The sequence below is a fragment of the Rubrivivax gelatinosus IL144 genome (assembly GCF_000284255.1).
Classification (GTDB): Bacteria; Pseudomonadota; Gammaproteobacteria; order Burkholderiales; family Burkholderiaceae_C; genus Rubrivivax; species Rubrivivax gelatinosus_A.
Genome location: NC_017075.1, coordinates 4,988,637 through 5,014,705, shown reverse-complemented (window position 1 = coordinate 5,014,705; position 26,069 = coordinate 4,988,637). Strand labels below are relative to the sequence as shown.

Annotated in this window: 24 protein-coding genes; 16 read left to right on the top strand and 8 right to left on the bottom strand. The window is 69.9% G+C overall.

What is annotated here, in order from left to right; translation table 11 throughout:
• Positions 1-42: 42 nt before the first annotated feature.
• The 3 genes from RGE_RS22835 (at position 43) to RGE_RS22825 (ending at position 4,713) form a co-directional block, all read left to right on the top strand.
• Positions 43-1,860, top strand: coding sequence for an ABC transporter substrate-binding protein (locus RGE_RS22835; RefSeq protein ID WP_014430860.1), 1,818 nt, complete (start codon positions 43-45; stop codon positions 1,858-1,860).
• A 13-nt stretch (positions 1,861-1,873) separates the two neighbouring features.
• Entirely contained in the window at positions 1,874-3,709 is a 1,836-nt protein-coding gene (locus RGE_RS22830) for an ABC transporter substrate-binding protein (RefSeq protein ID WP_014430859.1), read from the top strand.
• 230 nt (positions 3,710-3,939) lie between these two features.
• Positions 3,940-4,713 carry an N-acyl amino acid synthase FeeM domain-containing protein gene (locus tag RGE_RS22825; RefSeq protein WP_014430858.1) on the top strand — a complete coding sequence of 258 codons (774 nt, stop codon included), beginning with the start codon at positions 3,940-3,942 and terminating at the stop codon, positions 4,711-4,713.
• A 10-nt stretch (positions 4,714-4,723) separates the two neighbouring features.
• On the opposite strand, the gene trxC is transcribed toward RGE_RS22825, so the two are convergent.
• Positions 4,724-5,158, bottom strand: coding sequence for a thioredoxin TrxC (gene trxC, locus RGE_RS22820; protein ID WP_014430857.1), 435 nt, complete (start codon positions 5,156-5,158; stop codon positions 4,724-4,726).
• A 66-nt stretch (positions 5,159-5,224) separates the two neighbouring features.
• On the opposite strand from trxC, the gene RGE_RS22815 reads away from it, so the two are divergent.
• The gene (locus RGE_RS22815) at positions 5,225-6,802 is read left to right on the top strand and encodes an AmpG family muropeptide MFS transporter (RefSeq protein WP_014430856.1); all 1,578 of its coding nucleotides are present in this window, start codon (positions 5,225-5,227) and stop codon (positions 6,800-6,802) included.
• A 64-nt stretch (positions 6,803-6,866) separates the two neighbouring features.
• A complete protein-coding gene (locus RGE_RS22810; protein WP_043784402.1) occupies positions 6,867-7,793 on the top strand; it encodes a M48 family metallopeptidase in 927 nt (308 codons plus the stop codon).
• Positions 7,794-7,815: 22 nt separating this feature from the next.
• Here the strand turns inward: RGE_RS22810 and RGE_RS22805 are convergent, their stop codons facing one another.
• Entirely contained in the window at positions 7,816-8,535 is a 720-nt protein-coding gene (locus tag RGE_RS22805) for a helix-turn-helix transcriptional regulator (RefSeq protein WP_232504967.1), read from the bottom strand.
• A gap of 216 nt (positions 8,536-8,751) precedes the next feature.
• Entirely contained in the window at positions 8,752-9,534 is a 783-nt protein-coding gene (locus RGE_RS22800) for an exodeoxyribonuclease III (RefSeq protein ID WP_014430853.1), read from the bottom strand.
• 12 nt (positions 9,535-9,546) lie between these two features.
• Between RGE_RS22800 and pyrE the strand changes: the two genes are divergently transcribed.
• Together pyrE and RGE_RS22790 are read left to right on the top strand one after the other, a co-directional pair.
• Positions 9,547-10,218 (top strand): orotate phosphoribosyltransferase, encoded by a 672-nt coding sequence (gene pyrE / locus RGE_RS22795; protein ID WP_014430852.1) that lies wholly within the window; start codon positions 9,547-9,549, stop codon positions 10,216-10,218.
• Positions 10,219-10,908 carry a DUF4124 domain-containing protein gene (locus RGE_RS22790; RefSeq protein ID WP_014430851.1) on the top strand — a complete coding sequence of 230 codons (690 nt, stop codon included), beginning with the start codon at positions 10,219-10,221 and terminating at the stop codon, positions 10,906-10,908.
• An 18-nt stretch (positions 10,909-10,926) separates the two neighbouring features.
• On the opposite strand, the gene gatB is transcribed toward RGE_RS22790, so the two are convergent.
• The 3 genes from gatB to gatC are packed head-to-tail and all read right to left on the bottom strand — an operon-like array spanning position 10,927 to position 14,166.
• The gene (gene gatB, locus RGE_RS22785) at positions 10,927-12,378 is read right to left on the bottom strand and encodes an Asp-tRNA(Asn)/Glu-tRNA(Gln) amidotransferase subunit GatB (RefSeq protein ID WP_014430850.1); all 1,452 of its coding nucleotides are present in this window, start codon (positions 12,376-12,378) and stop codon (positions 10,927-10,929) included.
• Positions 12,379-12,382: 4 nt separating this feature from the next.
• A complete protein-coding gene (gene gatA / locus RGE_RS22780; protein ID WP_014430849.1) occupies positions 12,383-13,870 on the bottom strand; it encodes an Asp-tRNA(Asn)/Glu-tRNA(Gln) amidotransferase subunit GatA in 1,488 nt (495 codons plus the stop codon).
• A complete protein-coding gene (gene gatC, locus RGE_RS22775; protein ID WP_014430848.1) occupies positions 13,867-14,166 on the bottom strand; it encodes an Asp-tRNA(Asn)/Glu-tRNA(Gln) amidotransferase subunit GatC in 300 nt (99 codons plus the stop codon). Before gatC ends, gatA begins: the two co-directional genes overlap by 4 nt.
• 174 nt (positions 14,167-14,340) lie before the next feature.
• On the opposite strand from gatC, the gene RGE_RS22770 reads away from it, so the two are divergent.
• The 5 genes from RGE_RS22770 to rodA all read left to right on the top strand — a co-directional run bounded on the left by RGE_RS22770 (position 14,341) and on the right by rodA (position 20,186).
• Positions 14,341-15,384, top strand: a complete 1,044-nt coding sequence (locus RGE_RS22770) for a rod shape-determining protein (protein WP_009856758.1) — start codon at positions 14,341-14,343, stop codon at positions 15,382-15,384.
• Positions 15,385-15,470: 86 nt separating this feature from the next.
• Complete coding sequence (gene mreC, locus RGE_RS22765; RefSeq protein WP_014430847.1) at positions 15,471-16,388, top strand: rod shape-determining protein MreC; 918 nt, start codon at positions 15,471-15,473, stop codon at positions 16,386-16,388.
• Positions 16,385-16,906 (top strand): rod shape-determining protein MreD, encoded by a 522-nt coding sequence (gene mreD, locus RGE_RS22760; RefSeq protein ID WP_014430846.1) that lies wholly within the window; start codon positions 16,385-16,387, stop codon positions 16,904-16,906. The genes mreC and mreD overlap by 4 nt, the downstream gene beginning before the upstream one ends.
• Complete coding sequence (gene mrdA / locus RGE_RS22755; RefSeq protein ID WP_014430845.1) at positions 16,903-19,029, top strand: penicillin-binding protein 2; 2,127 nt, start codon at positions 16,903-16,905, stop codon at positions 19,027-19,029. Before mreD ends, mrdA begins: the two co-directional genes overlap by 4 nt.
• The gene (rodA, locus tag RGE_RS22750; protein WP_014430844.1) at positions 19,026-20,186 is read left to right on the top strand and encodes a rod shape-determining protein RodA; all 1,161 of its coding nucleotides are present in this window, start codon (positions 19,026-19,028) and stop codon (positions 20,184-20,186) included. Before mrdA ends, rodA begins: the two co-directional genes overlap by 4 nt.
• A 12-nt stretch (positions 20,187-20,198) precedes the next feature.
• On the opposite strand, the gene RGE_RS22745 is transcribed toward rodA, so the two are convergent.
• A complete protein-coding gene (locus tag RGE_RS22745) occupies positions 20,199-21,674 on the bottom strand; it encodes a sensor histidine kinase (RefSeq protein WP_014430843.1) in 1,476 nt (491 codons plus the stop codon).
• A 36-nt stretch (positions 21,675-21,710) separates the two neighbouring features.
• Complete coding sequence (locus RGE_RS22740; RefSeq protein ID WP_014430842.1) at positions 21,711-22,382, bottom strand: response regulator transcription factor; 672 nt, start codon at positions 22,380-22,382, stop codon at positions 21,711-21,713.
• 173 nt (positions 22,383-22,555) lie between these two features.
• Between RGE_RS22740 and recA the strand changes: the two genes are divergently transcribed.
• The 4 genes from recA to sucC all read left to right on the top strand — a co-directional run bounded on the left by recA (position 22,556) and on the right by sucC (position 26,056).
• Positions 22,556-23,602: a recombinase RecA gene (gene recA, locus RGE_RS22735; RefSeq protein WP_014430841.1), complete on the top strand. Its 1,047-nt coding sequence runs from the start codon at positions 22,556-22,558 to the stop codon at positions 23,600-23,602.
• Between the two features lie 99 nt (positions 23,603-23,701).
• Positions 23,702-24,196, top strand: coding sequence for a recombination regulator RecX (gene recX / locus RGE_RS22730; protein ID WP_014430840.1), 495 nt, complete (start codon positions 23,702-23,704; stop codon positions 24,194-24,196).
• 124 nt (positions 24,197-24,320) lie between these two features.
• Positions 24,321-24,899: a DUF2889 domain-containing protein gene (locus RGE_RS22725; protein ID WP_014430839.1), complete on the top strand. Its 579-nt coding sequence runs from the start codon at positions 24,321-24,323 to the stop codon at positions 24,897-24,899.
• Entirely contained in the window at positions 24,896-26,056 is a 1,161-nt protein-coding gene (gene sucC, locus RGE_RS22720) for an ADP-forming succinate--CoA ligase subunit beta (RefSeq protein WP_014430838.1), read from the top strand. Before RGE_RS22725 ends, sucC begins: the two co-directional genes overlap by 4 nt.
• The last annotated feature ends 13 nt before the right edge of the window (positions 26,057-26,069 follow it).

Sequence of the window (26,069 nt, the reverse complement as noted above, 5' to 3'; positions counted from 1 at the left end):
GCACCGTAGACTCCGCCGCTTTCGTAACCAAACCTTCGCCCGATGAAACGCCTGGTCCGGTCCGCTGCGCTGGCCGTCTGCCTGCTCGCGACGGCCCTCTCCGGAGCCGCGCAGACCGCCAGCACGGCGCCGAAGACGCTGCGCTACGCGTTTCCGATCGCCGAGACCGGCTTCGACCCGGCGGTGATCAGCGACCTGTATTCGATCACCGTCGTCTCCGGCATCCTCGAGGCGCCGCTGGAGTTCGCCTTCCTCGAGCGCCCGGTGCGCCTGCGCCCGAACACCGCGGCGGCGATGCCCGAGGTCTCGGCCGACTACCGAACCTTCACCTTCCGCATCAAGCCCGGCATCTACTTCGCTGACGACCCGGCGTTCAAGGGCAAGAAGCGCGAGCTGGTCGCCGAGGACTACGTCTATTCGATCAAGCGCTTCTACGACCCGCGCTGGCGTGCCGGCCGGCTGTACCGGCTGGAGAGCAACAAGATCCTCGGCCTGTCGGAACTGCGCGCCCGGGCGCTCAAGGAGCGCAAGCCCTTCGACTACGACACGCCGGTCGAGGGCCTGCGTGCGCTGGACCGCTACACCTTCCAGGTCAAGCTGGCCGAGCCGGCACCGCGCTTCGTCTACAACTTCGCCGAGGCCTCGCTCACCGGTGCGGTGGCGCGCGAGGTCGTCGAGTTCTACGGCGACCGCGTCGGCGATCACCCGGTGGGCACCGGGCCGTTCAAGCTCGGCGCCTGGAAGCGCAGCTCGAGCATCGAGCTCGACCGCAACCCGGGCTACCGCACGGTGCTCTACGACGAGCAGGCGCCCGAAGGCGACGCCCGGCTCCAGGCCATTGCGCGCGAGTTCAAGGGCCGGCGCCTGCCGCTGGTCGACCGCGTGAAGATCTCGATCATCGAGGAGCCGCAGCCTCGCTGGCTGTCCTTCCTGAACGTCGAGCAGGACGTCGCCGAGCAGGTGCCGGCGGAGTTCGCCAACGTCGCCTTCCCGAACAACGAGCTGGCACCCAACCTCGCCAAGCGTGGCGTGCTGATGCTGCGCTACGCCAAGGCCGACGTCTCCTACACCTACTTCGCGATGGAGAACCCGGTCGTCGGCGGCTACACGCCGGACAAGGTGGCGCTGCGCCGCGCGATCGCGCTGGCGGTCGATGTCGAGCGCGAGATCCGGCTGGTGCGTGGCGGCCAGGGCATCCCGGCGCAGTCGATGGTCGGCCCCGAAGTCCAGGGCTACGACCCGGCCTTCAAGAGCGAGAGCAGCGAGTACGACCCGGCGCGCGCCAACGCGCTGCTGGACATGTTCGGCTACGTCGACCGCGACGGCGACGGCTGGCGCGAACAGCCCGACGGCAGCCCGCTGGTGCTGGAGTACGCGACGCAGCCCGACCAGCTCAGCCGCAAGCTCAACGAGCTGTGGAAGAAGAGCATGGACGCGATCGGCATCCGCATCGTGTTCAAGCCCGCCAAGTGGCCCGAGCAGCTGAAGGCCTCGCGTGCCGGCAAGCTGATGATGTGGGGCGTCGCCTGGAGCGCCGAGCTGCCCGACGGCGACACCTTCCTGGCGCTGGGCTACGGGCCGAACAAGGGCCAGTCCAACCACCCGCGCTTCGACCTGCCGGCCTACAACGCGCTGTACGAGAAGCAGGCGCGCCTGCCCGACGGGCCCGAGCGCCGCGAAGCGATGGACGCGGCCAAGAAGCTGCTCGTCGCCTACGCTCCCTACAAGCCGACCGTGCACCGCATCTGGACCGACCTCGCCTATCCCTGGGTGCTGGGCTACAGCCGCAACATCTTCGTGCGCGAGTTCTGGAAATACGTGGACCTCGACCCCGAGGCGCAGGCGCGCCGCGGTTCCTGACCGACCCAAGACGATGAAGTTCTATTCCTTCCTGGCCGGCGTGCTGCTGGCCTGCACCACCGCCGTGCACGCCGCCGAACCCGCGGCTGACGGCGGCCGCAAGATCCTGCGCGTCGCGTTCACGACGGCCGAGACGGGTTTCGATCCGGCGCAGCTCAGCGACCTCTATTCGCGCACCGTCACGCCGCACATCTTCGAGGCGCTGTACCGCTACGACCACCTCGCGCGGCCGGTGAAGATCCGGCCGCTGACGGCCGCCGGCATGCCCGAGGTGTCGCCGGACTACAGGGTCTGGACCGTCAAGCTGCAGCCCGGCATCTACTTCGCCGACGACCCGGCGTTCAAGGGCAAGAAGCGCGAGCTCGTCGCCCAGGACTACGTCTACGCCTTCCAGCGAATCGCCGATCCGGCCAATCGCAGCCAGGTCTGGGGTGGCGTCGAGACCTTCAAGATCGAAGGCCTGGCCGACTACCGGCGCGAGGTCGTCGCGCAGAAGAAACGCTTCGACTACGACCACGTGATCCCGGGCCTGCGCGCGCTGGATCGCTACACGATCCGCTTCACGCTGCGCGATCCCTCGCCGCGTTTCATCGAGAACCTGACCGCGTCCGACCTGCTGGGTGCGATGGCGCGCGAGGTCGTCGAGTTCTACGGCGACAAGATCGCCGAGCATCCGGTCGGCACCGGCCCGTTCCGGCTCAAGCAGTGGCGGCGCAGCTCGCTGATCGTGCTGGAGCGAAGCCCCGACTTCCGCGAGATGCACTACGACGCCGAGCCGGCGGCCGACGATGCGGAAGGCCAGGCCATCCTGGCGCGTCTGAAGGGCCGGCGCATCCCGATGGTTGACGAGGTGCGCATCTCGATCATCGAGGAGGAGCAGCCGCGCTGGCTGGCTTTCCTCAACGGGCAGATCGACATGCTGGCCGGGCAGTACGGTTCGATGCCGGGCTCGTTCATCAACGTCGCGATGCCCAACGGCCACGTCGCGCCCAACCTCGCACGCAAGGGCATCCAGGCGGCGCGCCAGGTCAACGCCGACATCGCGATCGCCTACTTCAACATGGAAGATCCGGTCGTCGGCGGCTACACGCCCGAGAAGGTGGCGCTGCGCCGCGCGATCTCCCTGTCGATGGACACCGAACGCGAGATCCGCGTCATCCGCAAGGGCCAGGCGATCCCGGCGCAGTCTCAGATCGCGCCGAACACCAGCGGCTACGACCCGAACTTCAAGAGCGAGGCCGGCGACTACGACCCGGCGCGCGCCCGTGCGTTGCTTGACATGTACGGCTACGTCGACCGCGACGGCGACGGCTGGCGCGAGCTGCCCGATGGCAAACCGCTGGTGCTGGTCTACGCGACGCAACCGTCGCAGATCAACCGCCAGTTCGACGAACTCTGGCGCAAGAACCTCGAGGCGATCGGCATCCGAACGACTTTCCAGACCGGGCAGTGGCCCGAGCAGCTGAAGCTGGCGCGCGCCGGCAAGCTGCAGATCTGGATGCTGGGCTCGTCGGCCGACGTGCCCGACGGCCAGAGTGCGCTGGCCCGCCTGCACGGGCCGCAGTCGGGCTCGCAGAACCTGGCGCGCTTCAAGCTGCCGGCCTTCGACGCGATCTACGACCGCCTGTTGGTGCTGCCCGACGGCCCGGAGCGCGACGAGCTGTTCCGCCAGGCCAAGATCCTGTCGATCGCCTACATGCCGTACAAGCCGCTGGTGCACCGCATCAGCACCGACATGTGGCAGCCCTGGGTCACGGGCTTCCGCCGGCCGCTGTTCTGGCAAGAGTGGTGGCACCTCGTCGACGTCGACCCGGCGATGCGCGCCAAGGCTGGCATCAAGGTCGACTGAGCTCGGACGCGCCGCCGTTGAAATGATCGGTTACACGACGCAGCGGCGGCGCGACGCCGAGTGTTTCGCAATACGCCACAAATCGTGCGCCGTAAACTGGCCGTTACAACTTGGTGGCGCAATCGTGAGCGATCTCACGATCCTCGGGCAGACTGGTAATCCTTTCTCACAGTTGCGCCGTGGTCGCTTGGGCAGACTCGGCCGCTCGTTGGGTACCAAAGAGACCAGTAATGACGACTGACACGATCATCGTGGCGCCGATCGGCGGTCAGCGCACCGTGCGGCGCCCGGTGTCGGACGGGCGCGCTTTGCCTGCCCGCGCGCCCTCCGCCGATGTCCCCGAGCGTGTGTTCCGCATCCGCTCCGCCGATTCCTACGTATGCCGTCAGCACGCGAACTCGCTGCTGAAGGACCGCTACGCCTGGCGCGGCTACCACGCCGTTTCGCTGCCGAGCGACCAGACCACCAACCGCATCACGCTCTCGGCCACCGAGAACGACGACACCATCGGCACGATCACCGTCGCGCTCGACAGTGCCGAAGGCCTGAGCGCCGAAGACGCTTTCCCCGCCGAGATGGAGGCGCTGCGGCGCCAGAACCGCCGCGTCTGCGAGTTCACCAAGCTGGCGATCGACCCGATGTCCGGCAGCAAGCGTGTGCTCGCGGCGCTGTTCCACGTCGCCTACATCGTCGCCCACCGCCTGCGCGGCTACGACGCGCTGGTGATGGAAGTGAACCCGCGCCACGTGCGCTACTACGAGCGCATGCTCGGCGCGCGCATCATCGGCGAGGAGCGCCTGAACCGTTTCGTCAACGCACCGGCGGTGCTGCTGACGATCGACTTCGCCTACATCCGCGAGCAGATCGAGGCTTTCGGCGGCCGCAACGACCTCGACGCCGACGAGCGCTCGCTCTACCCCTACGCGTTCTCGCCGCGCGAGGAGACGGGCATCATCGCCCGTCTGATGACCGCCCAGACGCCGGCCTCGCCGAGCATCAACTGAAGCCGCGGCCTCAGCCGGCCGCGCGCGCGAACTGCTGGATCGATTGCGCCGGGATCGCGCCGCTGTGGCGGTCGGTTTCCTCGCCGCGTTCCAGCCGCACCAGCGTCGGGATGCTGCGGATGCCGAAGCGCGCCGCGAGCTGCGGGTTGTCGTCGCTGTTGACCTTGACCAGCAGCGCGCGCCCGGCCAGCGCACGGCCGGCCTGCTCGAAGGCCGGCGCCATCGCGCGGCACGGGCCGCACCACGGAGCCCAGAAGTCCACCAGCACCGGCAGCGGGTGGGCGCCGACGGCGGCATCGAAGTCGGCGTCGCCCAGTTCGACCGGGCGGCCGTCGAGAAGCGGCTGGCCGCAGCGGCCGCAGTTGGGCGCTTCGCCCAGCCGGGCGGCGGGCAGACGGTTCATCGCCTCGCAATGCGGGCAACGCAGGTGCAGCGGATGGTCCATGCTTCCGATCTGAGGGCGGCCTGCCGCCGCGACAAGGCCCGCCTGGCCGCCTCCTAGAATCCGCCGATGCCTTCTTCGCTGGCGCAGCGCGCCACCGCGCTGCACCGCCTCGCCGTCGTCACCCTGCTCGGTTTCGCTTCGGGCCTGCCGCTGGCCCTCACCGGCCAGGCCATGCAGGCCTGGCTGACGACCGACGGCATCGACATCGCGACGATCGGCTTTCTGAGCCTCGTCGGCCTGCCCTACACCTTCAAGTTCCTCTGGGCGCCGCTGATGGACCGCTTCGAGCTGCCGGTGCTCGGCCGACGGCGGGGCTGGCTGGTGCTCACGCAGCTCGGTCTGGCCGGCGTGCTCTTCCTGCTGTCGACGACCTCGCCTTCGGCGTCGATCCGCGCCTTCGCGCTGCTGGCGGTGCTGGTGGCTTTCGTCTCGGCCTCGCAGGACGTCGTCATCGACGCCTACCGCACCGACCTGCTCGAACACCGCGAGCGCGGTCTCGGCGCCTCGCTGAACGTGATGGGCTACCGGCTGGCGATGATCCTGTCGGGTGGCATCGCGCTGATCTGGACCGACCCCGGCCAGGGCGGCGGCTGGACCTGGCCCGAGGTCTACCGCTTCATGGCCGGGCTGATGGCGGTGCTGGCCGTGCTGTCGGCGCTGGCGCTGCCTCGGCTGAAGACGGCACCGCGGCAATCGACGCTGGCCCGCAACGACCTCGTCGGCTTCGTCGCGGTGCTTGCCGCGGTCGCGGTGGGCGTGTTCCTGACCGACCGCTTCGGCGCCGTGCTGGCACAGGCGCTGTTCGGCGGCCTGCTTGCCGCGAGCTCGATGGCGCCGACGCTGCAGACGCGCTGGCTGGAACTCGCCGTGCTGATGATGGGCCTGGTCTTCACGCTGCCCTTGGCCGGCTGGGCGGCACGCGCGGCGCGTTTCGAGACCCTGCTCGGCGGCCTGCGCAGCTACTTCGCGCAGCGCGGCGCGGCGGCCTTCCTGCTGTTCATCGTGCTCTACAAGCTGGGCGACGCCTTCGCCGGCTCGCTGATGACGCCCTTCCTGCTGAAGGCGATGGCCTTCGGTTCGGCCGAGGTCGGCGTCGTCAACAAGCTGATCGGGCTGTGGCTGACGATCGCCGGCGCCGTCGTCGGCGGCGCGCTGATGCTGCGCCTGGGGCTGTGGCGCGCGCTGCTGGTCTTCGGCGCGCTGCAGATGGCCAGCAACCTGGGCTTCTGGTGGCTGGCGGTCAACGGCAAGGGCGTGATGCCGGGGCTGCTGATCCCGGCTTTCGATTGGGGTTTCGTGCACCTGGCGCAGCCGACGCCGGTCGACGGCGGGCTGCTGATGGTCGTGGCCTTCGAGAACATCTCCGGCGGCATGGGCACGGCGGCCTTCGTCGCCTTCCTGATGAGCCTGTGCAACCAGCGCTTCACGGCGACGCAGTACGCGCTGCTGTCGGCCTTCGCCGCGGTGGGCCGCGTCTGGGTCGGGCCGCTGGCCGGGGTGCTGGCCGAAAGCATCGGCTGGCCCAGCTTCTTCGTGCTGAGCACGGTGCTGGCGGCGCCGGCGCTGGTGATGCTGGTCTGGCTGCGCGACAGCGTGCGGGCGCTCGAGGTCGACCCGGCCACCGCCGGCGCCACCGACGACTGAGCCACGTCCGGCTCCTAGAATCCGCACGCGGAACCCCGGCGCTGGGAGCCGGGTCCCAAGCCTCATGCCGAACACCTTCGACACCGACGCCCGGATCGACCTGCCTCCGATGCTCCACGCAATGGGTTGCCGCTGCGCGCTGCACGGCCGCCGCCTGTTCACCGGCGCGCTCGCCGCAGGCGCTGGCATGGCGCTGGCCGGGCCGGCGGTCGCCCAGGACGGCGTGCGCGGCGACGTCGGCAGCGAGTCCAAGTTCACCAAGCTCGTGCCCGCCGAGGACGTCGAGAAAGCCGCCGCCCAGCAGTACGAGCAGATGCTGCGCGAGGCCCGCGCCGCCAAGGCGCTGGCGCCCGACGGCCACCCGCAGCTGGTGCGCCTGCGTGCGATCGCCGACCGCATCGTCCCCTATACCGCGTCCTGGAACCGGCGCGCCTCGGGCTGGAAGTGGGAGATCAACCTCATCGGCAGCAAGCAGCTCAACGCCTTCTGCATGCCGGGCGGCAAGATCGCCTTCTACTACGGCATCCTGAAGGAGCTGCAGCTCAGCGACGACGAGGTGGCGACGATCATGGGCCACGAGGTCGCGCACGCGCTGCGCGAACACGCCCGCGAGCGCATGGGCAAGACGGCGGCCACGCGCATCGGCGCCGGCCTGGTCAGCGCGCTGTTCGGTCTGGGCCAGGCCGGCGACACGCTGCTCAACATGGGCAGCCAGCTGCTGACGCTGAAGTTCAGCCGCGACGACGAGTCCGAGGCCGACATCGTCGGCATGGACCTCGCCGCGCGTTCGGGCTACGACCCGCGCGCCGGCGTCTCGCTGTGGCAGAAGATGATCGAGGCGAACAAGAACGCGCCGCCGGAGTTCATGTCGACGCACCCGTCCGGGCCGACGCGCATCGCCGACATCCAGGCCAAGCTGCCCAAGGTGATGCCGCTGTACGAGCGCGCGGCCAAGCCCGGCCGGCAGTACGGGCCGCCGGCGCGCGGCTGACGCGCCGGCAGCGGCCGCCGCCTCAGGCGGCGTCGGTGGCGCGTTCCAGCGGCCAGCGTTCCATCGGCTCGAAGACCACGCCGCGCAGCGCCGGCACCATCGGCGGCAGCAGCGCGACCATGCGTACCAGCGAGCGGATGCTGCGCGCGCCGGTCTTCTCGCGGATGCTGCCGATCTGCGTGCGCACCGTGGAGATGCGCACGCCCTGGTGTTCGGCGAACTTCTGCGGCGCGACGCCGGCGCACAGCGCTTCGAGCACACGCGTCTCGGCCGGCGTCAGGCGGTGGGCGCGAGCGAAGCCGCGCACCGAGAGGTCTTCGCAGACCTGGCGCTTGCCCAGCAGCAGCATCGTCGCCGGCTGGCCCTCGAGGGCGTCGGGGGCCAGCGGCACGACGGCCAGCGTGACACGCTGACGCCCAGCGCCCAGCGTCAGCATCTCGCGCGTGCCGCGCTGTGCGGCGTCGGATACCGCGGTGGCCAGGCGTGCAGCGTCGTCGGGCAACTGGGCGCCCAGGCGGCCGGATGTGATCTGCAGCGGATGCGCCTCGTCGAGTTCGGCCAGCGCACGGTCGTTGCGCCAGCGCACGACGCCGTTCGTGTCGAGCAGCAGAAGACCGTAGTCGATCTCGTCGAGCATCAGGCTCAGACAGCGGGCCCAACCGCCGGTCGGCGTGCGCTCGGTCATCGAGCGCGGCAACAGCGGTGGCGTGGCGGGGCGTGCGGCGGGCTGCCGTTCGAGCATGGTCATCGCCTTTCGTCAGTCGTTCGAAACGATTGCGGGTAGGCGGTGACTTCCTCCCCAGGGATACGGTGCGGATGGGCGGGTAATGCGCGCGGGCTCTGCGTGCCCGCCTCCTGCCTCTGTTCGCGCTTTACATTCTGCCTTCGAGTGCCCCTATCTGTTTGACCTGCATCGTATCCACCGCCCGAATGAGCGTATTCGGCCGCACGTCTTGGCTCAGAGCGTGAATTCGTAATCGATCGTCAACGGCGCATGATCGGAGAAGCGCTGCGCCAGGAAGATCTGCTCGCGCCGTGCCGTCTCGGCCAGTGCCGGCGTCGCCAGGTGGTAGTCCAGACGCCAGCCCACGTTCTTCGCCCAGGCCTGGCCGCGGTTGCTCCACCAGGTGTACTGCTCGGGGTTGGGGTTCAGGCGGCGGAAGACGTCGACGACGCCGGTGTCCAGCAGCCGCGTCATCCAGGCGCGTTCCTCGGGCAGGAAACCGCTGTTCTTCTGGTTGCCGCGCCAGTTCTTCAGGTCGATTTCCTTGTGCGCGATGTTGACGTCACCGACGAGGATGAACTCGCGTTCGGCCTTCAACGCCATCAGGTGCGGATGCAGCAGGTCGAGGAAACGGTATTTCGCCGCCTGGCGTTCCTCGCCGCTGGAGCCGCTGGGGAAATAGCAGCTGATGATCGACAGCTTGCGCCCGGGCTTGTCGAAGCGCAGTTCGATCCAGCGGCCCTCGGCGTCGAACTCGCCGCCGTCGAAGCCGACGACGTCGCTCGGCTCGTGGCGCGTGTACAGACCGACGCCCGAGTAGCCCTTCTTCTGGGCGTAGTGGAAGTGGCCGTCGAGGCCGCCCACCCGTTCGAAGCGTCCGGCCACATCCGCGGCCTGCGCCTTGACCTCCTGCACCCCCATACAATCTGCGGCCGCAGCTGCGGCCCAATCGAGAAAACCTTTGTTCGCGGCCGAACGGATGCCGTTCAGGTTGAGCGTGACCAGACGAAAACCCAAGGGATGACCTCCATGAACGCCCCCGACGCCCTGGCGCAAGACTTCGTGAAGTTCTCGGTCGGGGCCGGCGTGCTGCGCTTCGGCGAGTTCCGCACGAAGGCCGGGCGGCTGTCGCCCTACTTCTTCAATGCCGGGCTGTTCGACGACGGCGCCAAGCTGGGCCGTCTCGCTTCATTCTATGCACGCCGGCTGCTGGCCAGCGGGCTCGAGTTCGACATGCTCTTCGGCCCGGCCTACAAGGGCATCACGCTGGCCGCGGCGATCGCCATCGAGCTGGCGCGCGAAGGCCGCAACGTGCCGTTCGCCTACAACCGCAAGGAAGCCAAGGACCACGGCGAAGGCGGCACGCTGGTCGGCGCACCGGTCGCCGGCCGCGTGCTGATCGTCGACGACGTGATCTCCGCCGGCACCTCGGTGCGCGAGTCGATCGCGATGATCCGCGCCGCCGGCGCCACGCCCTGCGGCGTGGCGATCGCGCTGGACCGCCAGGAAAAGGCGACCGACGCCGACGGCCGCGACGCCGAGCTCTCGGCGGTGCAGGCGGTGCGTGCCCAGCTCGGACTGGAGGTCGTCGCCGTCGCCACGCTCGCCGACCTGCTGGCCTACCTGCGCTCCGGCGCCGACCCCGCACTCGAGCAGTACGCGCCGGCCGTGCAGGCTTATCGCGAACGCTACGGGGTCTGAATGGCGCGACGCGGGCGGCTCGTTCCCGGTCTCTGCCTGCTGGCGGCCTGCACGGCGGTGGCCGCCGAGCCGTCATCCGGGCGCGGGCCCGACGGCATCTACACCTGCGTCGACGACAGCGGCCGCAAGATCACCTCGGACCGGCCGATCCCGGAGTGCGTCGCGCGCGAGCAGCGCCTGCTCAACCGCGACGGCTCGCTGCGCCGCGTCGTGCCGCCGACGCCGACGGCCGACGAGCGTGCCGAGATCGAGGCCCGCGAGCGCCGTGCCGCCGAGGCGCGTGCGGCCCAGGCCGACGCCGCGCGGCGCGACCGCAACCTGATGGTGCGCTACCCGAACGAAGACACGCACCAGCGCGCGCGGGAGAGCGCGCTGGAGACGGTGCGCGTCGCGATCCGGGCCTCGGAGCAGCGTCTGAAGCTGCTCGCCTCGGAGCGCAAGCCGCTGCTCGACGAAGCCGAGTTCTACCCGGGCAAGCCGCTGCCGCCCAAGCTGCGCCAGGCCATGGACGCCAACGACGCGGCCACCGAGGCCCAGCGTGCGGCGATGGCCAACCAGGAAGCCGAGTTGGTGCGCATCAACAAGCTCTACGACGCCGAACTCGAGCGTCTGCGCCGGCTCTGGGCCGGCGCGCGGCCCGGCACGCTGGGGCCGATGCCGGCCGAGACCTCGTCGGCACCGGCGCGCTGAGGCGCCGGCCCGCCGCGTTCAGCCGCCGAGCTTGCGGCGCAGCAGTTCGCTGGCCTGCGCCGGATTGGCCTTGCCCTTGCTGGCCTTCATGACCTGGCCGACCAGCGCGTTGAAGGCCTTGTCCTTGCCGGCGCGGAACTCCTCGACCGACTTGGCGTTGGCGGCAATCACCTCGTCGACGATCTTCTCCAGCGCGCCGCTGTCGTTCATCTGCTTGAGGCCCTTGGCCTCGATGACGGCGTCGACCTCGGCGGCCTCGCCGCTCCACAGCGCGTCGAAGACCTGGCGCGCGCCGTTGTTGGACACCGTGCCGTCGGCGATGCGGCCGATCAGCTTGGCCAGCGTCTCTGGGCCCACCGGCGCGGCGTCGATCGCCACGCCTTCGGAGTTCAGCCGCTTGCTGATCTCGCCCATCAGCCAGTTGGCGACCAGCTTGGGCTGGCCGCAGCCGTCGCGCGCCGCCTCGTAGTAGCGCGCGAAGGCCAGGCTCTGGGTCATCATCGCCGCGTCGTAGGCCGGCAGGCCGTCGTCGCGCTGGAAGCGTTCGGCCATCAGCGCCGGCAGCTCGGGCATCGCGGCGCGCACGCGTTCCACCCAGTCGGGCGCGATGACCAGCGGCGGCAGATCGGGGTCGGGGAAGTAGCGGTAGTCGTGCGCGTCTTCCTTGCTGCGCATCGCCCGCGTCTCGCCGGTGTCGGGGTTGAACAGCACCGTCGCCTGCTCGATCGCGAGGCCGTCTTCGAGCCGGTCGATCTGCCACTGGACCTCGAAGTCGATGGCCTGCTGCAGGAAGCGGAAGCTGTTGAGGTTCTTGATCTCGCGGCGCGTGCCGAAAGGCTCGCCGGGGCGGCGCACCGAGACGTTGGCGTCGCAGCGGAAGCTGCCTTCCTGCATGTTGCCGTCGCAGATGCCCAGCCAGACGACGAGCGCGTGCAGCGCCTTGGCGTACTCCACCGCCTCGGCCGAGCTGCGCAGGTCGGGCTCGGAGACGATCTCCAGGAGCGGCGTGCCGGCGCGGTTCAGGTCGATGCCCGACTGGCCGTGGTAGTCCTCGTGCAGGCTCTTGCCCGCGTCTTCCTCGAGGTGGGCGCGGGTCAGCCGCACCGAACGCTTCTCGCCGTCGAGCAGGAAGGAGACGCTGCCGCCCTGCACCACCGGGATCTCGTACTGGCTGATCTGGTAGCCCTTGGGCAGGTCGGGATAGAAGTAGTTCTTGCGCGCGAAGATCGACAGCGGCGCGACCTTGGCGCCGACGGCCAGGCCGAAGCGGATCGCGCGTTCGACGGCGCCGCGGTTGGCCACCGGCAGCGTGCCGGGCAGCGCCAGGTCGACCGGGCAGGCCTGGGTGTTGGGCTCGGCGCCGAAACGCGTCGAGGCGCCGCTGAAGATCTTGCTCTCGGTGGAGAGCTGGGCATGGGTCTCGAAGCCGATGACGACTTCGTAGCCGCGGATGAGGGGGAACGTCGCCATCGGATCAGATCCCGGCCGGGGCACGGGTGTGGAAGTCGGTCGATTGCTGCAGCGCGTGCGCGGCGTGCAGCAGCCGGCCTTCGTCGAAGTAGTTGCCGATCAGCTGCAGACCGACCGGCATGCCGTGCGCGCCGGTGCCGGCCGGCACGCTCATGCCCGGCAGGCCGGCCAGGCTGGCCGGCAGCGTGAAGATGTCGGCCAGGTAGGCCTGCAGCGGGTCGCCCTGTTCGCCGAGCTGCCAGGCGACGGTCGGCGCCACCGGGCCGGCGATCAGGTCGCAGTCGCGGAAGGCGGCCTGGAAGTCGTCGGCGATCATGCGGCGCAGCTTCTGCGCCTGCAGGTAGTAGGCGTCGTAGTAGCCGTGGCTCAGCACGTAGGTGCCGATCATGATGCGGCGCTTGACCTCGGGACCGAAGCCCTCGGCGCGCGTCTTCTTGTACATGTCGAGCAGGTCGGTGTACTCCGCTGCGCGGTGGCCGAACTTCACGCCGTCGAAGCGCGACAGGTTCGAGCTCGCTTCGGCCGGGGCGATGATGTAGTAGACCGGGATCGACAGCTCGGTGCGCGGCAGGCTGACGTCGACCAGCGTCGCGCCCAGCTTCTCCAGCTCGGCGAGCGCGCCGCGCACCGCGGCGGCGACGTCGGCCGACAGGGCCTCGGGGAAGAACTCGCGTGGCAGGCCGATGCGCAGGCCCTCGAGCGGGCGTGCGGCGCTGGCGCCGTCGCGCGCGGCGAGCATCTGGGCGTGGTAGTCCTGCGGCGGGCGTTCGGCGCTGGTCGCGTCGCGTTCGTCGAAACCGCTCATCGCCGACAGCAGCAGCGCGCAGTCTTCGGCCGAACGTGCCATCGGCCCGGCCTGGTCCAGGCTGGAGGCGAAGGCGATCATGCCGTAGCGCGAGCACACGCCATAGGTCGGCTTGATGCCGGTGATGCCGCAGAAGCTGGACGGCTGGCGGATCGAGCCGCCGGTGTCGGTGCCGGTGGCCGCGGCCACCAGGCGCGCGGCGACCGCGGCGGCGGAGCCGCCCGACGAGCCGCCGGGCACGCGCGTCGTGTCCCAGGGGTTGTGCACCGCGCCGTAGGCCGAGTTCTCGTTGGCCGAGCCCATCGCGAACTCGTCGCAGTTGAGCTTGCCCAGCGTCACCGTGCCGGCGGCCTTCAGCCGCGCGACGACGGTGGCGTCGAAGGGGCTGCGGTAGCCGGCCAGCATCTTCGAGCCGGCGGTGCTGGGCTGGTCCTTCGTGACGAAGATGTCCTTGTGCGCGATCGGCACGCCGGCCAGCACCGGCGCGTCGCCGGCGGCGAGCGCGGCGTCGGCGGCACGCGCGGCGGCCAGCGCGCCCTCGGCGTCGAGCGACAGGAAGGCGCCGAGCGAACGTTGCGCGTCGGCGCGCGCCAGCAGCGCCTGCACGAGTTCGACGCTGGAGAACTGCTTGGCGCGCAGCGCGCGGGCGGTTTCGGCGACGCCCAGCCGGTCGAAGGCGGTGCTCATTCGATCACCTTCGGCACGAGGAACAGGCCGTCCTCGACGGCCGGCGCGCTCTGCTGGTTGGCCTCGCGCTCGTTGCTCTCGGTGACGCGGTCTTCGCGCAGGCGCAGCGCGACGTCCTGCACCGCCGACAGCGGCGTGTAAAGCGGCTCGACGCCGCTGGTGTCGACCGCGCTCATCTTCTCGACGATGCCGAAGAAGTCATTGAGCTGCGCGAGCATGCGCTGCTCTTCGTCGGGCTGAAGCTCGAGCCGCGCCAGATGCGCGATGCGGCTCACGTCCTGCGGTGTGAGGGCCATGGAAACAGGTGCAAATGAGCACTTGCCCAAGGGCAAGCGCGGGGGGCGATCAGGTATTATCTATGGTTACCCCACATGCCTCGTCGGTAGCCGGCCGTGCGACCGCGTCGCCCGCGCTTTAGGCGCCAGGCCCCGCCTTTCGATCCAGCCGCCTTCCGACCGCCGTCTCCCCACATGTTCGCCTCCCTGCGTCGCTATTTCTCGACGGACCTCGCGATCGACCTCGGCACCGCCAACACGCTGATCTACGTGCGCGGCAAGGGGATCGTGCTCGACGAGCCGTCGGTCGTCGCCATCCGCCACGAAGGTGGCCCGAATGGCAAAAAAACCATCCAGGCCGTCGGCGCTGAAGCCAAGGCCATGCTCGGCAAGGTGCCCGGCAACATCGAGGCCATCCGGCCGATGAAGGACGGCGTCATCGCCGACTTCACCGTGACCGAGCAGATGTTGAAGCAGTTCATCAAGATGGTCCACCCGCGTTCGATGACGCGGCCCAGCCCCCGGATCATCATCTGCGTGCCCTGCGGCTCGACCCAGGTCGAGCGCCGCGCGATCCGCGAGTCGGCGCTGGGCGCCGGCGCGTCGGACGTCTACCTGATCGAAGAGCCGATGGCCGCGGCCATCGGCGCCGGTCTGCCGGTGTCCGAGGCCTCGGGCTCGATGGTCGTCGACATCGGCGGCGGCACGACCGAAGTCGGCGTCATCTCGCTGGGCGGCATGGTCTACAAGGGCTCGATCCGCGTCGGCGGCGACAAGTTCGACGAGTCGATCATCAACTACATCCGCCGCAACTACGGCATGCTGATCGGCGAGCCGACGGCCGAGGCGATCAAGAAGAACATCGGCAGCGCCTTCCCCGGCTCCGAGGTCAAGGAGATGGAGGTCAAGGGCCGCAACCTCTCCGAAGGCGTGCCGCGCAGCTTCACGATCAGCTCCAACGAGATCCTGGAAGCGCTGACCGACCCGCTGAACCAGATGGTCAGCGCGGTGAAGAACGCGCTCGAGCAGACGCCGCCGGAACTCGGCGCCGACATCGCCGAGCGCGGCATGATGCTCACCGGCGGCGGCGCGCTGCTGCGCGACCTGGACCGCCTGCTCGCCGAAGAGACCGGCCTGCCGGTGCTCGTCGCCGAAGACCCGCTGACCTGCGTCGTGCGCGGCTGCGGGATGGCGCTGGAGCGCATGGAGCGCCTGGGAAGCATCTTCACGTCCGAGTGACGGCGTGAACCCCTGCGACGCGTGTCCTCGCACGGCCGGCCGGCCGTCGGGCGCGCGCCGCCTGTCCTGACCCGCCGCGAGCCGCCATGCCGCTCGGTACGCTCGACCGCACGCCGCCGCCTTTCTTCCGCCAGGGCACCTCGGCGCTCACCAAGCTCGTCTTCTTCGCCGCGCTGGCCTTCTTCCTGATGGTGGCCGACGCGCGGCTGCACATCGCCGGGCCGGTGCGCGAGGCGATCGCCTTCGTGCTGCTGCCGGTGCAGCGTGCGCTGGCGGTGCCGGTGGAACTCGTCTTCGGCGGCGCCGACTACCTGCGCGGCCTGGAAGCCGCACGCGCCGCCGAGCGCGAGGCGCTGCAGCAGCTCGCCGGCAACGCCGACAAGCTGGCGCGCGCCGGCGCGCTGGCCGCCGAGAACAACCAGCTGCGCGCGCTGCTCGAACTCAAGCCCGCGCTGTCGGTGCGCTCGCAGGCCGCCGAGGTGCTGTACGAGGCCGCCGACCCGTATTCGCGCAAGGTCGTCATCGACCGCGGCCAGGCCCAGGGCGTCGCCGCCGGCTCGCCGGTGGTCAACCAGGACGGCGTGCTCGGCCAGGTGACGCGTGTCTTCGCGCTGACCTCCGAAGTGACGCTGCTGGTCGACAAGGACGCGGCGATCCCGGTGCTCAACGTGCGCACCCAGCAGCGCGGCGCCGCGTTCGGCGTCAGCGGCGGCATGGAGCTGCGTTTCACCTCGGCCAACGACGACGTGCGTGTCGGCGACGAGCTGCAGACCAGCGGCGTCGACGGCGTCTATCCGGGGGGGCTGCCGGTGGCCAAGGTGATGTCGGTCGAGCGGCGCTCGGAGTCCGGGTTCGCGCGCATCAGGCTGACGCCGAGCGCACGCGGCGACGGCGTGCGCCACGTGCTGGTGCTCGAGCCGCTGGCGGCGCAGCTGCCGCCGCGGCCGGACCCGGCGCCGACCACGCCCGAGGTCGCGCCACGGCGCGGGAGCGGGCGCAAATGATCATGCCGCGCGGGTCCGACCAGCTGCTGCTGCCGGTCAACCCCTTCTTCATCGCGCTGACGCTGCTGCTGGCTTTCGCCTTCATGCTGCTGCCCTTCGGCCGCCACCCGGCGCTGCCGGACCTGCTGGCCGTGGTGCTGGTGTTCTGGACCGTGCACCAGCCGCGGCGTGTCGGCGTCGGCCTCGGCTTCTGCTTCGGCCTGCTGCTGGACGTGCACCAGGGCGCGCTGCTCGGCCAGCATGCGCTGGCGTATTCGCTGCTCGCCTATGCCGCCATCAGCGCGCACCGCCGGCTGCTGTGGTTCGGCGTCGTCGAGCAGGCGCTGCAGATCGCGCCGCTGTTCTTCGCCGCGCACCTGGTGTCGCTGCTCGTGGGCCTGGCCGCCGGCGGCATGTTCCCGGGCTGGTGGATGTTCCTCGCGCCGGTGATCGAGGCGCTCGCCTGGCCGCTCGTCACGATCGCCCTGCTGGCGCCGCAGCGCCGCGCGCCGGATCCGGACGAGAATCGGCCGCTGTGACCGAGATCAAGGACCTCGAGCTCGAACTCGGGCGCTTTCGCGCCCGCTTGTTCGCGGCCGCGGCCTTCGTGCTCGTCGCCTTCGGGCTGCTGACGACGCGGCTCGTCTACCTGCAGGTCGTGCGCCACGACGAGCTGGCGACGCAGGCCGAGAACAACCGCATCGCCATCGTGCCGATCGTGCCCAACCGCGGCCTGATCGTCGACCGCAACGGCGTCGTGCTGGCCACCAACTACTCGGCCTACACGCTGGAGATCACGCCCTCGCGCATCGGCGACGTCGACCTCGACGAGCTGATCGACCAGCTCGGCCGCTACGTCGAGATCCAGCCGCGCGACCGCCGCCGCTTCAAGCGCCAGATGGAGGAGAGCAAGGGCTTCGACTCCTTGCCGATCCGCACCAAGCTGAGCGACGAGGAGGTCGCGCGCTTCATCGCGCAGCGCTTCCGCTTCCCCGGCGTCGACGTCAAGGCGCGGCTGTTCCGCCAGTACCCGCTGGGCGAAGTCGGCAGCCACCTGCTGGGCTACATCGGCCGCATCAACCAGGCCGAGAAGAAGGCCATGTCCGACTGGCCCGAGGAGCAGCAGGACAACTACCGCGGCACCGAGTACATCGGCAAGCTCGGCCTGGAGCAGAGCTACGAGCAGGAGCTGCACGGCACCACCGGCTTCGAGGAGGTGGAGACCAGCGCCAACGGCCGCGCCGTGCGCCGCCTGGACAGCCATCCGCCGACGCCGGGCAACAAGCTCGTGCTGTCCATCGACATCAAGCTGCAGGCGCTGGTCGAGCAGATGTTCGGCGACCGCCGCGGCGCGCTGGTGGCGATCGACCCGCGCAACGGCGAGATCCTGGCCTTCGTCAGCAAGCCGACCTTCGACCCCAACCTGTTCGTCGACGGCATCGACGTCGAGAGCTGGAAGGAGCTCAACGAGAGCATCGACCGGCCGCTGCTGAACCGCGCCCTGCGCGGCACCTACCCGCCGGGCTCGACCTACAAGCCGTTCATGGCGATCAACGCGCTGCAGTCGGGCAAACGCAGCGCTTCGCTGGTCATCCAGGACAACGCGAGCTGGACCTTCGGCAACCACACCTTCCGCAGCCACGGCGACATCGCGCTCGGGCCGGTGGACATGCACCGGGCGATCGTCAAGTCCAGCAACGTCTACTTCTATTCGCTGGCCAACGACATGGGCGTGGACCTGATCCACGACATGATGGCGCCGTTCGGCTTCGGCCAGCGCACCGGCATCGACCTCGAAGGCGAGGTCACCGGCGTGCTGCCGTCCACCGAGTGGAAGCGCAAGACCTACAAGCGCCCGGAGCAGCAGCGCTGGTATGCCGGCGAGACGATCTCGCTGGGCATCGGCCAGGGCTACAACAACTTCACGATGCTGCAGATGGCCAACGCGATGGCGACGCTGGCTTCCGGCGGCCAGCGCTACACGCCGCACCTGGTGCGCGAGGTCGAGGACGTCATCACGCGCGAGCGGCGCCAGGTCGCGGCCAAGCCGCGTGAGCCCCTGCCGCTCAAGCCCGAGAACGTCGCGGTGGTGATGCGCGCGCTGCAGGGCGTCGTGCAGGAAGGCACCGGTGCCGGCGCGTTCGCCGGCGCGCCGTACACCAGCGGCGGCAAGACCGGCACCGCGCAGGCGGTGACGATCCGCTCCAACGAGAAGTACAACGCCGCCAAGCTCGAGGAGCACAAGCGCGACCACGCGCTGTACACCGCGCTGGCGCCGATGGAGGCGCCGCGCGTGGCGCTGGCGGTGATCGTCGAGAACGCCGGCTTCGGCGCCGCGTCGGCGGCGCCGATCGCGCGCCGCGTCATCGACTACCTGCTGCTCGGCCAGTACCCGAGCGAGGAAGACCTGGCGGCGCTGCGCGGCGGCCGCTCCGGGCCGCCGATCGGCACGCCGCGCCGCGCCGCCGACGTGCCGCTGCCGGGCCAGACGCCGGCCGCCGTCGACGCTGCGGCGTCGGCCGCGTCCGCGGCCGCCACGCTGGCCGCCGCGCCGCCGGCGCCGGCCCCGTCGGCGCCGCCACGCCGTGACCCGGCCCCCGTGCCGGCCCTGGCGCCGCCGGCCGGCGCCGCATCCGACGTCCAGAAGGTGGCCCGGCGATGAACTCGGTGTTCGAGCAACCGTCGATCTGGCAGCGCGTGCGCGGCGTCTTCGCCGGCTTCGACGGCCCGCTGGCCGCGGCGCTGGCGCTGCTGGCGGCCATCGGCCTGGTGACGATGTACTCGGCCGGCTACGACCACGGCACGCGTTTCGTCGACCACGGCCGCAACATGCTGCTCGCGCTGGTGGTGCTGTTCGCCGTCGCCCAGGTGCCGCCGCAGCGGCTGCAGCAGATCGCCGTGCCGCTGTACGTGATCGGCGTCGTGCTGGTGCTGATGACCGCGCTGCCGGGGCTGGGCATCACGAAGAAGGGCGCGACGCGCTGGCTCAACCTGGGCGTCGTCATCCAGCCCAGCGAGATCCTGAAGATCGCGATGCCGCTGATGCTGGCCTGGTGGTTCCAGAAGCGCGAAGGCCTGCTGCGCGTGCCCGACTTCCTCGTCGCCGGGGCGCTGCTGGCCGTGCCGGTGCTGCTGGTGATGCACCAGCCCGACCTGGGCACCGCGCTGCTGATCCTGGCCGGCGGCGTCTACGTGATCTTCTTCGCCGGGCTGTCGTGGAAGCTGATCGTGCCGGTGCTGGCGCTGGGCGTCGTCGGCATCGTCGCGCTGATCATCGCCGAGCCGACGATCTGCCAGCCGGGCGTCGAGTGGCCGATCCTGCGCGATTACCAGCGGCACCGCGTCTGCACGCTGCTCGACCCGACGCAGGACCCGCTGGGCAAGGGCTTCCACATCATCCAGGGCATGATCGCCATCGGCTCCGGCGGCGTCACCGGCAAGGGCTTCATGAACGGCACCCAGACGCACCTGGAGTTCATCCCCGAGCGCACGACCGACTTCATCTTCGCCGCCTTCTGCGAGGAGTTCGGCCTGGCCGGCGTGCTGCTGCTGCTGTTCGCCTTCGTCTGCCTGATCTTCCGCGGACTGATGATCGCCGGCGAGGCGCCGACGGTGTTCTCGCGCCTGCTCGCCGGTGCGATGTCGCTCAGCGTCTTCACCTACGCCTTCGTCAACATGGGCATGGTCAGCGGCATCCTGCCGGTGGTCGGCGTGCCGCTGCCCTTCGTCAGCTACGGCGGCACGGCGATGGTCACGCTCGGCCTGGGGCTCGGGATCCTGATGTCGGTGGCGCGAAGCCGCCGGCTGATGATGAGCTGAAGCGGCGGGCGTTCAGCCTTCGCCGGCTTCCTCGCCGCCCAGCGGGAAGCGCACCGTGAACACCGCGCCCGGCGTGCCGTGCGGGCTGCCGGGGCGCAGCTCGGCGTCGGTGACGGCGATCTCGGCGCCGTGCACGTTGGCGATCTCCTGCACGATGGCCAGGCCCAGGCCGCTGCCGTCGACGTCGGTGCCCAGCGCGCGGTAGAAGGGCTGGAAGATCATCTCGCGCTCGGCCGGCGCGATGCCCGGGCCGGTGTCCTCGACCTGCAGCACCAGCACCTGGCCGAAGGGGTCTGGCATGACGCGCGCGGTGACGGTGCCGCCGGGCGGCGTGTACTGCAGCGCGTTGTCGACGAGGTTGCGCACCATCTCGCGCACCAGCACCGGCTGGCCCCACAGCCGCGCGCCCTCGGTGTCCGGCTCGGGGCCCTCGTAGCCCAGGTCGATGTGCTTTTCCATCGCCTTGGGCACGAAGTCGCGCACCGTCTCGACGACGGTGGCGGCGAGGTCGACGGCCTGCTTGCGCAGCGCCTGCTCCTTGTCCTCGGCGCGCGCCATCGCCAGCAGCTGGTTGACCATGTGCGCGGCGCGCTGGCTGGACAAGGCGATCTGCTGCAGCGAGTGCTTCATCGACAGCGTGTCGCCCTGGCCGCTGTCGAGCTCGCGCTCGGCGAGTTCGGCCTGGGTGCGCAAGCCCGCCAGCGGCGTCTTCAGCTGGTGCGCGGCGTCGGCGAGAAAGTGGCGCTGCGAGGCGATCGACTGGTCGAGCCGGCCGAGCAGGTCGTTGATCGCGCCCACCAGCGGCGCCACCTCCTCGGGCACGTGGCGCTCCTCGATCGGCGACAGGTCGGTGCTTTCGCGCTGGCGGATGCGCTGCTGCAGCTCCGACAGCGGCCGGATGCCGCGCGCCAGCGCCAGCCACACCAGCAGCACCGCCACAGGCAGGATGACGAACTGCGGCAGGATGACGCCCTTGATGATCTCGGTGGCCAGGCGCGAGCGTTTGTCCACCGTCTCGGCGATCTGGATCAGCCCGGCGTTGCCGCTGGCGTTCTCGCCGGTCCAGAGGTAGGCCACGCGCACCGGCTCGTCGCGGATGACGTCGTCGCGGAAACGCGGCTCGACCGTCGGCGAGGTGTCGTTGGGCACCGGCAGGTCGGCGTCGCCGGCGACGATCTCGCCGCGCGCGCCGCGCACCTGGAAGAACAGGCTGTCGTTGTCGTCGGGGCGCAGCAGCTGGGTGGCGGTCTGCTCCAGGCTGCGCCGCGCGGCGTCGCTGGCGCGCGCCGGCATCGCGTGCTCGGCCGCGGCCTGGCGCGCGATGACCCGCACCATCACGCCGAGTTCACGGTCGTAGGGGCGGTTGGCGATGTTCTGCGCCACCAGCCAGGTGAGCGCGACGCTCATCGGCCACAGCAGCAGCAGCGGTGCGAGCATCCAGTCGAGGATCTCGCCGAAGAGAGAGCGTTGTTCGCGTGTCGTGGGCATCGGCTGGCGGCCGCGGCCGGCGCCCGTGCGGCCGGGTCAGGCCGCGATCTTTTCCAGGCAGTAGCCCAGGCCGCGTACCGTGGCGATTCTCACCGGACCCTGCTCGATCTTCTTGCGCAGGCGGTGGATGTACGCCTCGATCGCGTTGTTGCTGACTTCCTCGCCCCACTCGCACAGGCGCTCGACGAGCTGGTCCTTGCTGACCAGGCGGCCCGAGCGCTGCAGCAGCACCTCCAGCAGCGACAGCTCGCGCGCCGACAGCTCGATCATCTGGTCGTTGAGGTAGGCGACACGGCCGGTGGCGTCGAAGGTCAGCGGGCCGTGCTTGATGACGCTGGAGGCGGTGCCCAGGCCGCGGCGCGTCAGCGCGCGCACGCGGGCTTCCAGCTCCTGCAGCGAGAAGGGCTTGGCCATGTAGTCGTCGGCGCCCAGGTCCAGGCCCTTGACGCGCTGCTCGACGCTGTCGGCGGCGGTGAGGATCAGCACCGGCACCGCCGCGCCGCGCGCCCGCAGGCGCTTGAGCACCTCGAAGCCGTGCAGCTTGGGCAGGCCCAGGTCCAGGATCAGCAGGTCGAACTCGTGCGCCGACAGCGCGGCATCGGCCTCGGTGCCGCTGCCGACCTGGTCGACCGCGTAACCCGAGGCCCGCAGCGAGCGCAGAAGACCGTCGGCCAGGACCTGGTCGTCTTCGGCGATGAGGATGCGCATGACTGTCTCCGTCGGCGGGCCCGTCGTCGGGCTCTGGCTGTGGAAATTTTAACGACTCGCCTCTTGATACAGGGCAGGGTGTAGCCGCGGCTCACCCCACCGTCGAGGGCCCACCAAAGAACTGTACGAATATCCAGTTTCTGCAATAATCGGTGCCAATCAAGGAGAACCCGATGGACGCCCCGAAACCGCTGAACGCCGAGAAAGCCAAGGCCCTTCAAGCCGCTCTTGCCCAGATCGAGAAACAGTTCGGCAAGGGTTCGATCATGCGCCTGGGCGAAGGCGAGGTCATCGAGGACATCCAGGTCGTCTCGACCGGCTCGCTCGGCCTGGACGTCGCGCTGGGCGTCGGCGGCCTGCCGCGTGGCCGCGTCGTCGAGATCTACGGCCCGGAATCCTCGGGCAAGACGACGCTGACGCTGCAGGTCATCGCCGAGATGCAGAAGGCCGGCGGCACCTGCGCCTTCATCGACGCCGAACATGCGCTGGACATCCAGTACGCGCAGAAGCTGGGCGTCAACCTGCAGGACCTGCTGATCAGCCAGCCCGACACCGGCGAGCAGGCGCTGGAGATCGTCGACGCGCTGGTGCGCTCGGGCTCGATCGACCTGATCGTCGTCGACTCGGTCGCGGCGCTGACGCCCAAGGCCGAAATCGAAGGCGAGATGGGCGACGCGCTGCCCGGCCTGCAGGCGCGGCTGATGAGCCAGGCGCTGCGCAAGCTGACGGGGACGATCAAGAAGACCAACACGATGGTCATCTTCATCAACCAGATCCGGATGAAGATCGGCGTCATGTTCGGCAACCCCGAGACGACCACCGGCGGCAACGCGCTGAAGTTCTACGCCTCGGTGCGCCTGGACATCCGCCGCACCGGCAACATCAAGAAGGGCGACGAGGTCATCGGCAGCGAGACCAAGGTCAAGGTCGTCAAGAACAAGGTGTCGCCGCCGTTCAAGACCGCCGAGTTCGACATCCTCTACGGCGAAGGCATCAGCCGCGAAGGCGAGATCATCGACATGGGCGTCAATGCCCGCCTCGTCGAGAAGTCCGGTGCCTGGTACGCCTACAACGGCGAGAAGATCGGTCAGGGCAAGGACAACGCGCGCGAGTTCCTGCGCGAGAACCCCGACATCGCACGCGAGATCGAGAACAAGGTGCGCGAGTCGCTGGGCATCCCGCAGCTGCCCGCGGCCGACGGCGCCGAAGCCGGCGCCTGATGCCGGCCGCCGGGGCGTGACAAGCGCCCCGGTGCCTTTCCCTGGCGGGGTGAGCTGCGTCGCCTGCCCCGCCCGGCCGCCATCCCGATCGACACCCCGATGGCTTTTGCCGCTCCCTCGCTGAAAGGCCGCGCGCTGCGCTATCTGGCGCAGCGCGAGCACTCGCGCGCCGAGCTCGAGCGCAAGCTCGCCCGCCACGCCGAAGACGGCCCCGAGGCCAGCGCCGCCGAGCAGATCGCGCGCGCGCTCGACGAACTCCAGGCGGCCGGCCTGCTGAGCGAGTCGCGGGTGGCCGAGTCGGTGCTCGCACACGGCGCGCGCTTCGGCAGCCGCCGCCTGCGCCAGACGATGCAGTCCAAGGGCCTGGCGCCAGAACTCGTCGCGCGTACGCTGGAGCAGGCGCGCAGCACCGAGCTGGAGCGTGCGCGCGAGGTCTGGCGCAAGCGCTTCGGCACGGCCCCCGCCGATGCCGCGGAACGCGCCAAGCAGATGCGTTTCCTCGCCGGGCGGGGCTTCGAAGGCGAGCTCATCCGGCGTGTCGTGCCCTCGATCGGCGCCGACGACGACGGCGAACCCGAGTTCGACCTCGACTGAAGGCGGGGCGAGCGCAGCCGAGCGCCGTCCAGGGCTTGTCCAGCCGCCGCCTGCCGGCCGCGCCGCCGCGTGCTACATTGCCGCCGCTTTTTTCAGCGGCCAGCCGCCGGCCCTGTCCTCCTCCATGAGCCTTCCTCCCGCCGCGGCCCGACGCCAGCTCAAGCACCGTCGTCAGATCGACGTGCAGGTCTTTGCCCGGGACGACGGTTTGTGGGAGGTCGATGCGACGCTCGTCGACACCAAGACCCGCGACGCCCGCCTGGCCGGCGAAGTGCGCCCCGCCGGCACGCCGATCCACGACATGCTGATCCGGCTGGTCGTCGACACCTCGCTGAACGTCGTCGACGCGGGCGCCAAGACGCGCTGGATGCCGTACGCCGGCCATTGCGACGACCACGGCGACACCTACCGCTCGCTGATCGGCCTGAACCTCGTGCGCGGCTTCCGCAAAGGCCTGCAGGAGCGTGTCGGTGGCGTGCTGGGCTGCACCCACATCACCGAACTCGCCCTGGTGCTGCCGACGGCGGTCATCCAGGCGTTCGCCGGCGAGGTCATCGACACGCGCGGCGACAGCGGCGTCAAACCCTTCCAGCTCGACCGCTGTCACGCCTTGCGCAGCGACGGCGAGGTCGCCCGTCTCCACTACCCGCGCTGGTTCCGTCGGCCCGGCGCGGTTCTCGACACTTCCGGGAGTCCCGAATGAAGATCCACGAATACCAGGCCAAGGAACTGCTGCGCGCGCACGGGGTACCCGTGCCGCGGGGCTATGCGGCGTTCACGGTGCAGGAGGCGCTGGAGGCGGCGCAGAAGCTCGGCGGCTCGGTGTGGGTGGTCAAGGCCCAGATCCACGCCGGCGGCCGCGGCAAGGGCGGTGGCGTCAAGCTCGCGCGTTCGATCGCCGAAGTCGAGACGCTCGCTTCGCAGATCCTCGGCATGCAGCTCGTCACCCACCAGACCGGCCCCGAAGGCCAGAAGGTGCGCCGGCTGCTGATCGAAGAAGGCGCCGACATCAAGAAGGAGTACTACGTCGCTGCGCTCACCGACCGCGCGACGCAGAAGGTGGCGCTGATGGCGTCTTCCGAAGGCGGCATGGACATCGAGGAAGTGGCGCACGCCACGCCGGAGAAGATCCTCAAGGTCTTCGTCGACCCGCTGGTCGGCCTGACCGAAGCCCAGGCGCGTGAGCTGGCGGTGGGCATCGGCGTGCCCGAGGCCAGCCAGGCGCAGGCCATCGAGGTCTTCCAGAAGCTCTACGCCTGCTACATGGCCAGCGACGCCAGCCTCGCCGAGATCAACCCGCTGATCCTCGAAGGCCACGGCGGCATCAAGGCGCTGGACGCGAAGTTCAACTTCGACGCCAACGCGCTGTTCCGGCATCCGGAGATCGTCGCCTGGCGCGACCTGGACGAAGAAGACCCGGCCGAGGTCGAGGCCAGCAAGTTCGACCTCAGCTACATCAGCCTGGACGGCAACATCGGCTGCCTGGTCAACGGCGCGGGGCTGGCGATGGCGACGATGGACACCATCAAGCTCTTCGGCGGCGAGCCGGCGAACTTCCTCGACGTCGGCGGCGGCGCCAGCGCCGAGAAGGTCACCGAGGCCTTCAAGATCATGCTGAAGAACCCCGAGGTGAAGGGCATCCTCGTCAACATCTTCGGCGGCATCATGAAGTGCGACACCATCGCCGAAGGCGTCATCGCCGCGTGCAAGGCGGTGAACCTGCAGGTGCCGCTGGTGGTGCGCATGAAGGGCACCAACGAGGACCTGGGCAAGAAGATGCTGGCCGACAGCGGCCTGCCGATCATCAGCGCCGACACGATGGCCGAAGCCGCGACCGCAATCGTCGCGGCGGTGAAATAAACCCGGCGCGAGG

Bases quoted from the DNA above. Each gene is read 5' to 3' on its own strand.
- RGE_RS22835 (WP_014430860.1), top strand. From the start codon at position 43: ATGAAACGCCTGGTCCGGTCCGCTGCGCTGGCCGTCTGCCTGCTCGCG.
- RGE_RS22830 (WP_014430859.1), top strand. From the start codon at position 1,874: ATGAAGTTCTATTCCTTCCTGGCCGGCGTGCTGCTGGCCTGCACCACC.
- RGE_RS22825 (WP_014430858.1), top strand. From the start codon at position 3,940: ATGACGACTGACACGATCATCGTGGCGCCGATCGGCGGTCAGCGCACC.
- trxC (WP_014430857.1), bottom strand. From the start codon at position 5,158: ATGGACCATCCGCTGCACCTGCGTTGCCCGCATTGCGAGGCGATGAAC.
- RGE_RS22815 (WP_014430856.1), top strand. From the start codon at position 5,225: ATGCCTTCTTCGCTGGCGCAGCGCGCCACCGCGCTGCACCGCCTCGCC.
- RGE_RS22810 (WP_043784402.1), top strand. From the start codon at position 6,867: ATGCCGAACACCTTCGACACCGACGCCCGGATCGACCTGCCTCCGATG.
- RGE_RS22805 (WP_232504967.1), bottom strand. From the start codon at position 8,535: ATGCTCGAACGGCAGCCCGCCGCACGCCCCGCCACGCCACCGCTGTTG.
- pyrE (WP_014430852.1), top strand. From the start codon at position 9,547: ATGAACGCCCCCGACGCCCTGGCGCAAGACTTCGTGAAGTTCTCGGTC.
- RGE_RS22790 (WP_014430851.1), top strand. From the start codon at position 10,219: ATGGCGCGACGCGGGCGGCTCGTTCCCGGTCTCTGCCTGCTGGCGGCC.
- gatB (WP_014430850.1), bottom strand. From the start codon at position 12,378: ATGGCGACGTTCCCCCTCATCCGCGGCTACGAAGTCGTCATCGGCTTC.
- gatA (WP_014430849.1), bottom strand. From the start codon at position 13,870: ATGAGCACCGCCTTCGACCGGCTGGGCGTCGCCGAAACCGCCCGCGCG.
- gatC (WP_014430848.1), bottom strand. From the start codon at position 14,166: ATGGCCCTCACACCGCAGGACGTGAGCCGCATCGCGCATCTGGCGCGG.
- RGE_RS22770 (WP_009856758.1), top strand. From the start codon at position 14,341: ATGTTCGCCTCCCTGCGTCGCTATTTCTCGACGGACCTCGCGATCGAC.
- mreC (WP_014430847.1), top strand. From the start codon at position 15,471: ATGCCGCTCGGTACGCTCGACCGCACGCCGCCGCCTTTCTTCCGCCAG.
- mreD (WP_014430846.1), top strand. From the start codon at position 16,385: ATGATCATGCCGCGCGGGTCCGACCAGCTGCTGCTGCCGGTCAACCCC.
- rodA (WP_014430844.1), top strand. From the start codon at position 19,026: ATGAACTCGGTGTTCGAGCAACCGTCGATCTGGCAGCGCGTGCGCGGC.
- RGE_RS22745 (WP_014430843.1), bottom strand. From the start codon at position 21,674: ATGCCCACGACACGCGAACAACGCTCTCTCTTCGGCGAGATCCTCGAC.
- RGE_RS22740 (WP_014430842.1), bottom strand. From the start codon at position 22,382: ATGCGCATCCTCATCGCCGAAGACGACCAGGTCCTGGCCGACGGTCTT.
- recA (WP_014430841.1), top strand. From the start codon at position 22,556: ATGGACGCCCCGAAACCGCTGAACGCCGAGAAAGCCAAGGCCCTTCAA.
- recX (WP_014430840.1), top strand. From the start codon at position 23,702: ATGGCTTTTGCCGCTCCCTCGCTGAAAGGCCGCGCGCTGCGCTATCTG.
- RGE_RS22725 (WP_014430839.1), top strand. From the start codon at position 24,321: ATGAGCCTTCCTCCCGCCGCGGCCCGACGCCAGCTCAAGCACCGTCGT.
- sucC (WP_014430838.1), top strand. From the start codon at position 24,896: ATGAAGATCCACGAATACCAGGCCAAGGAACTGCTGCGCGCGCACGGG.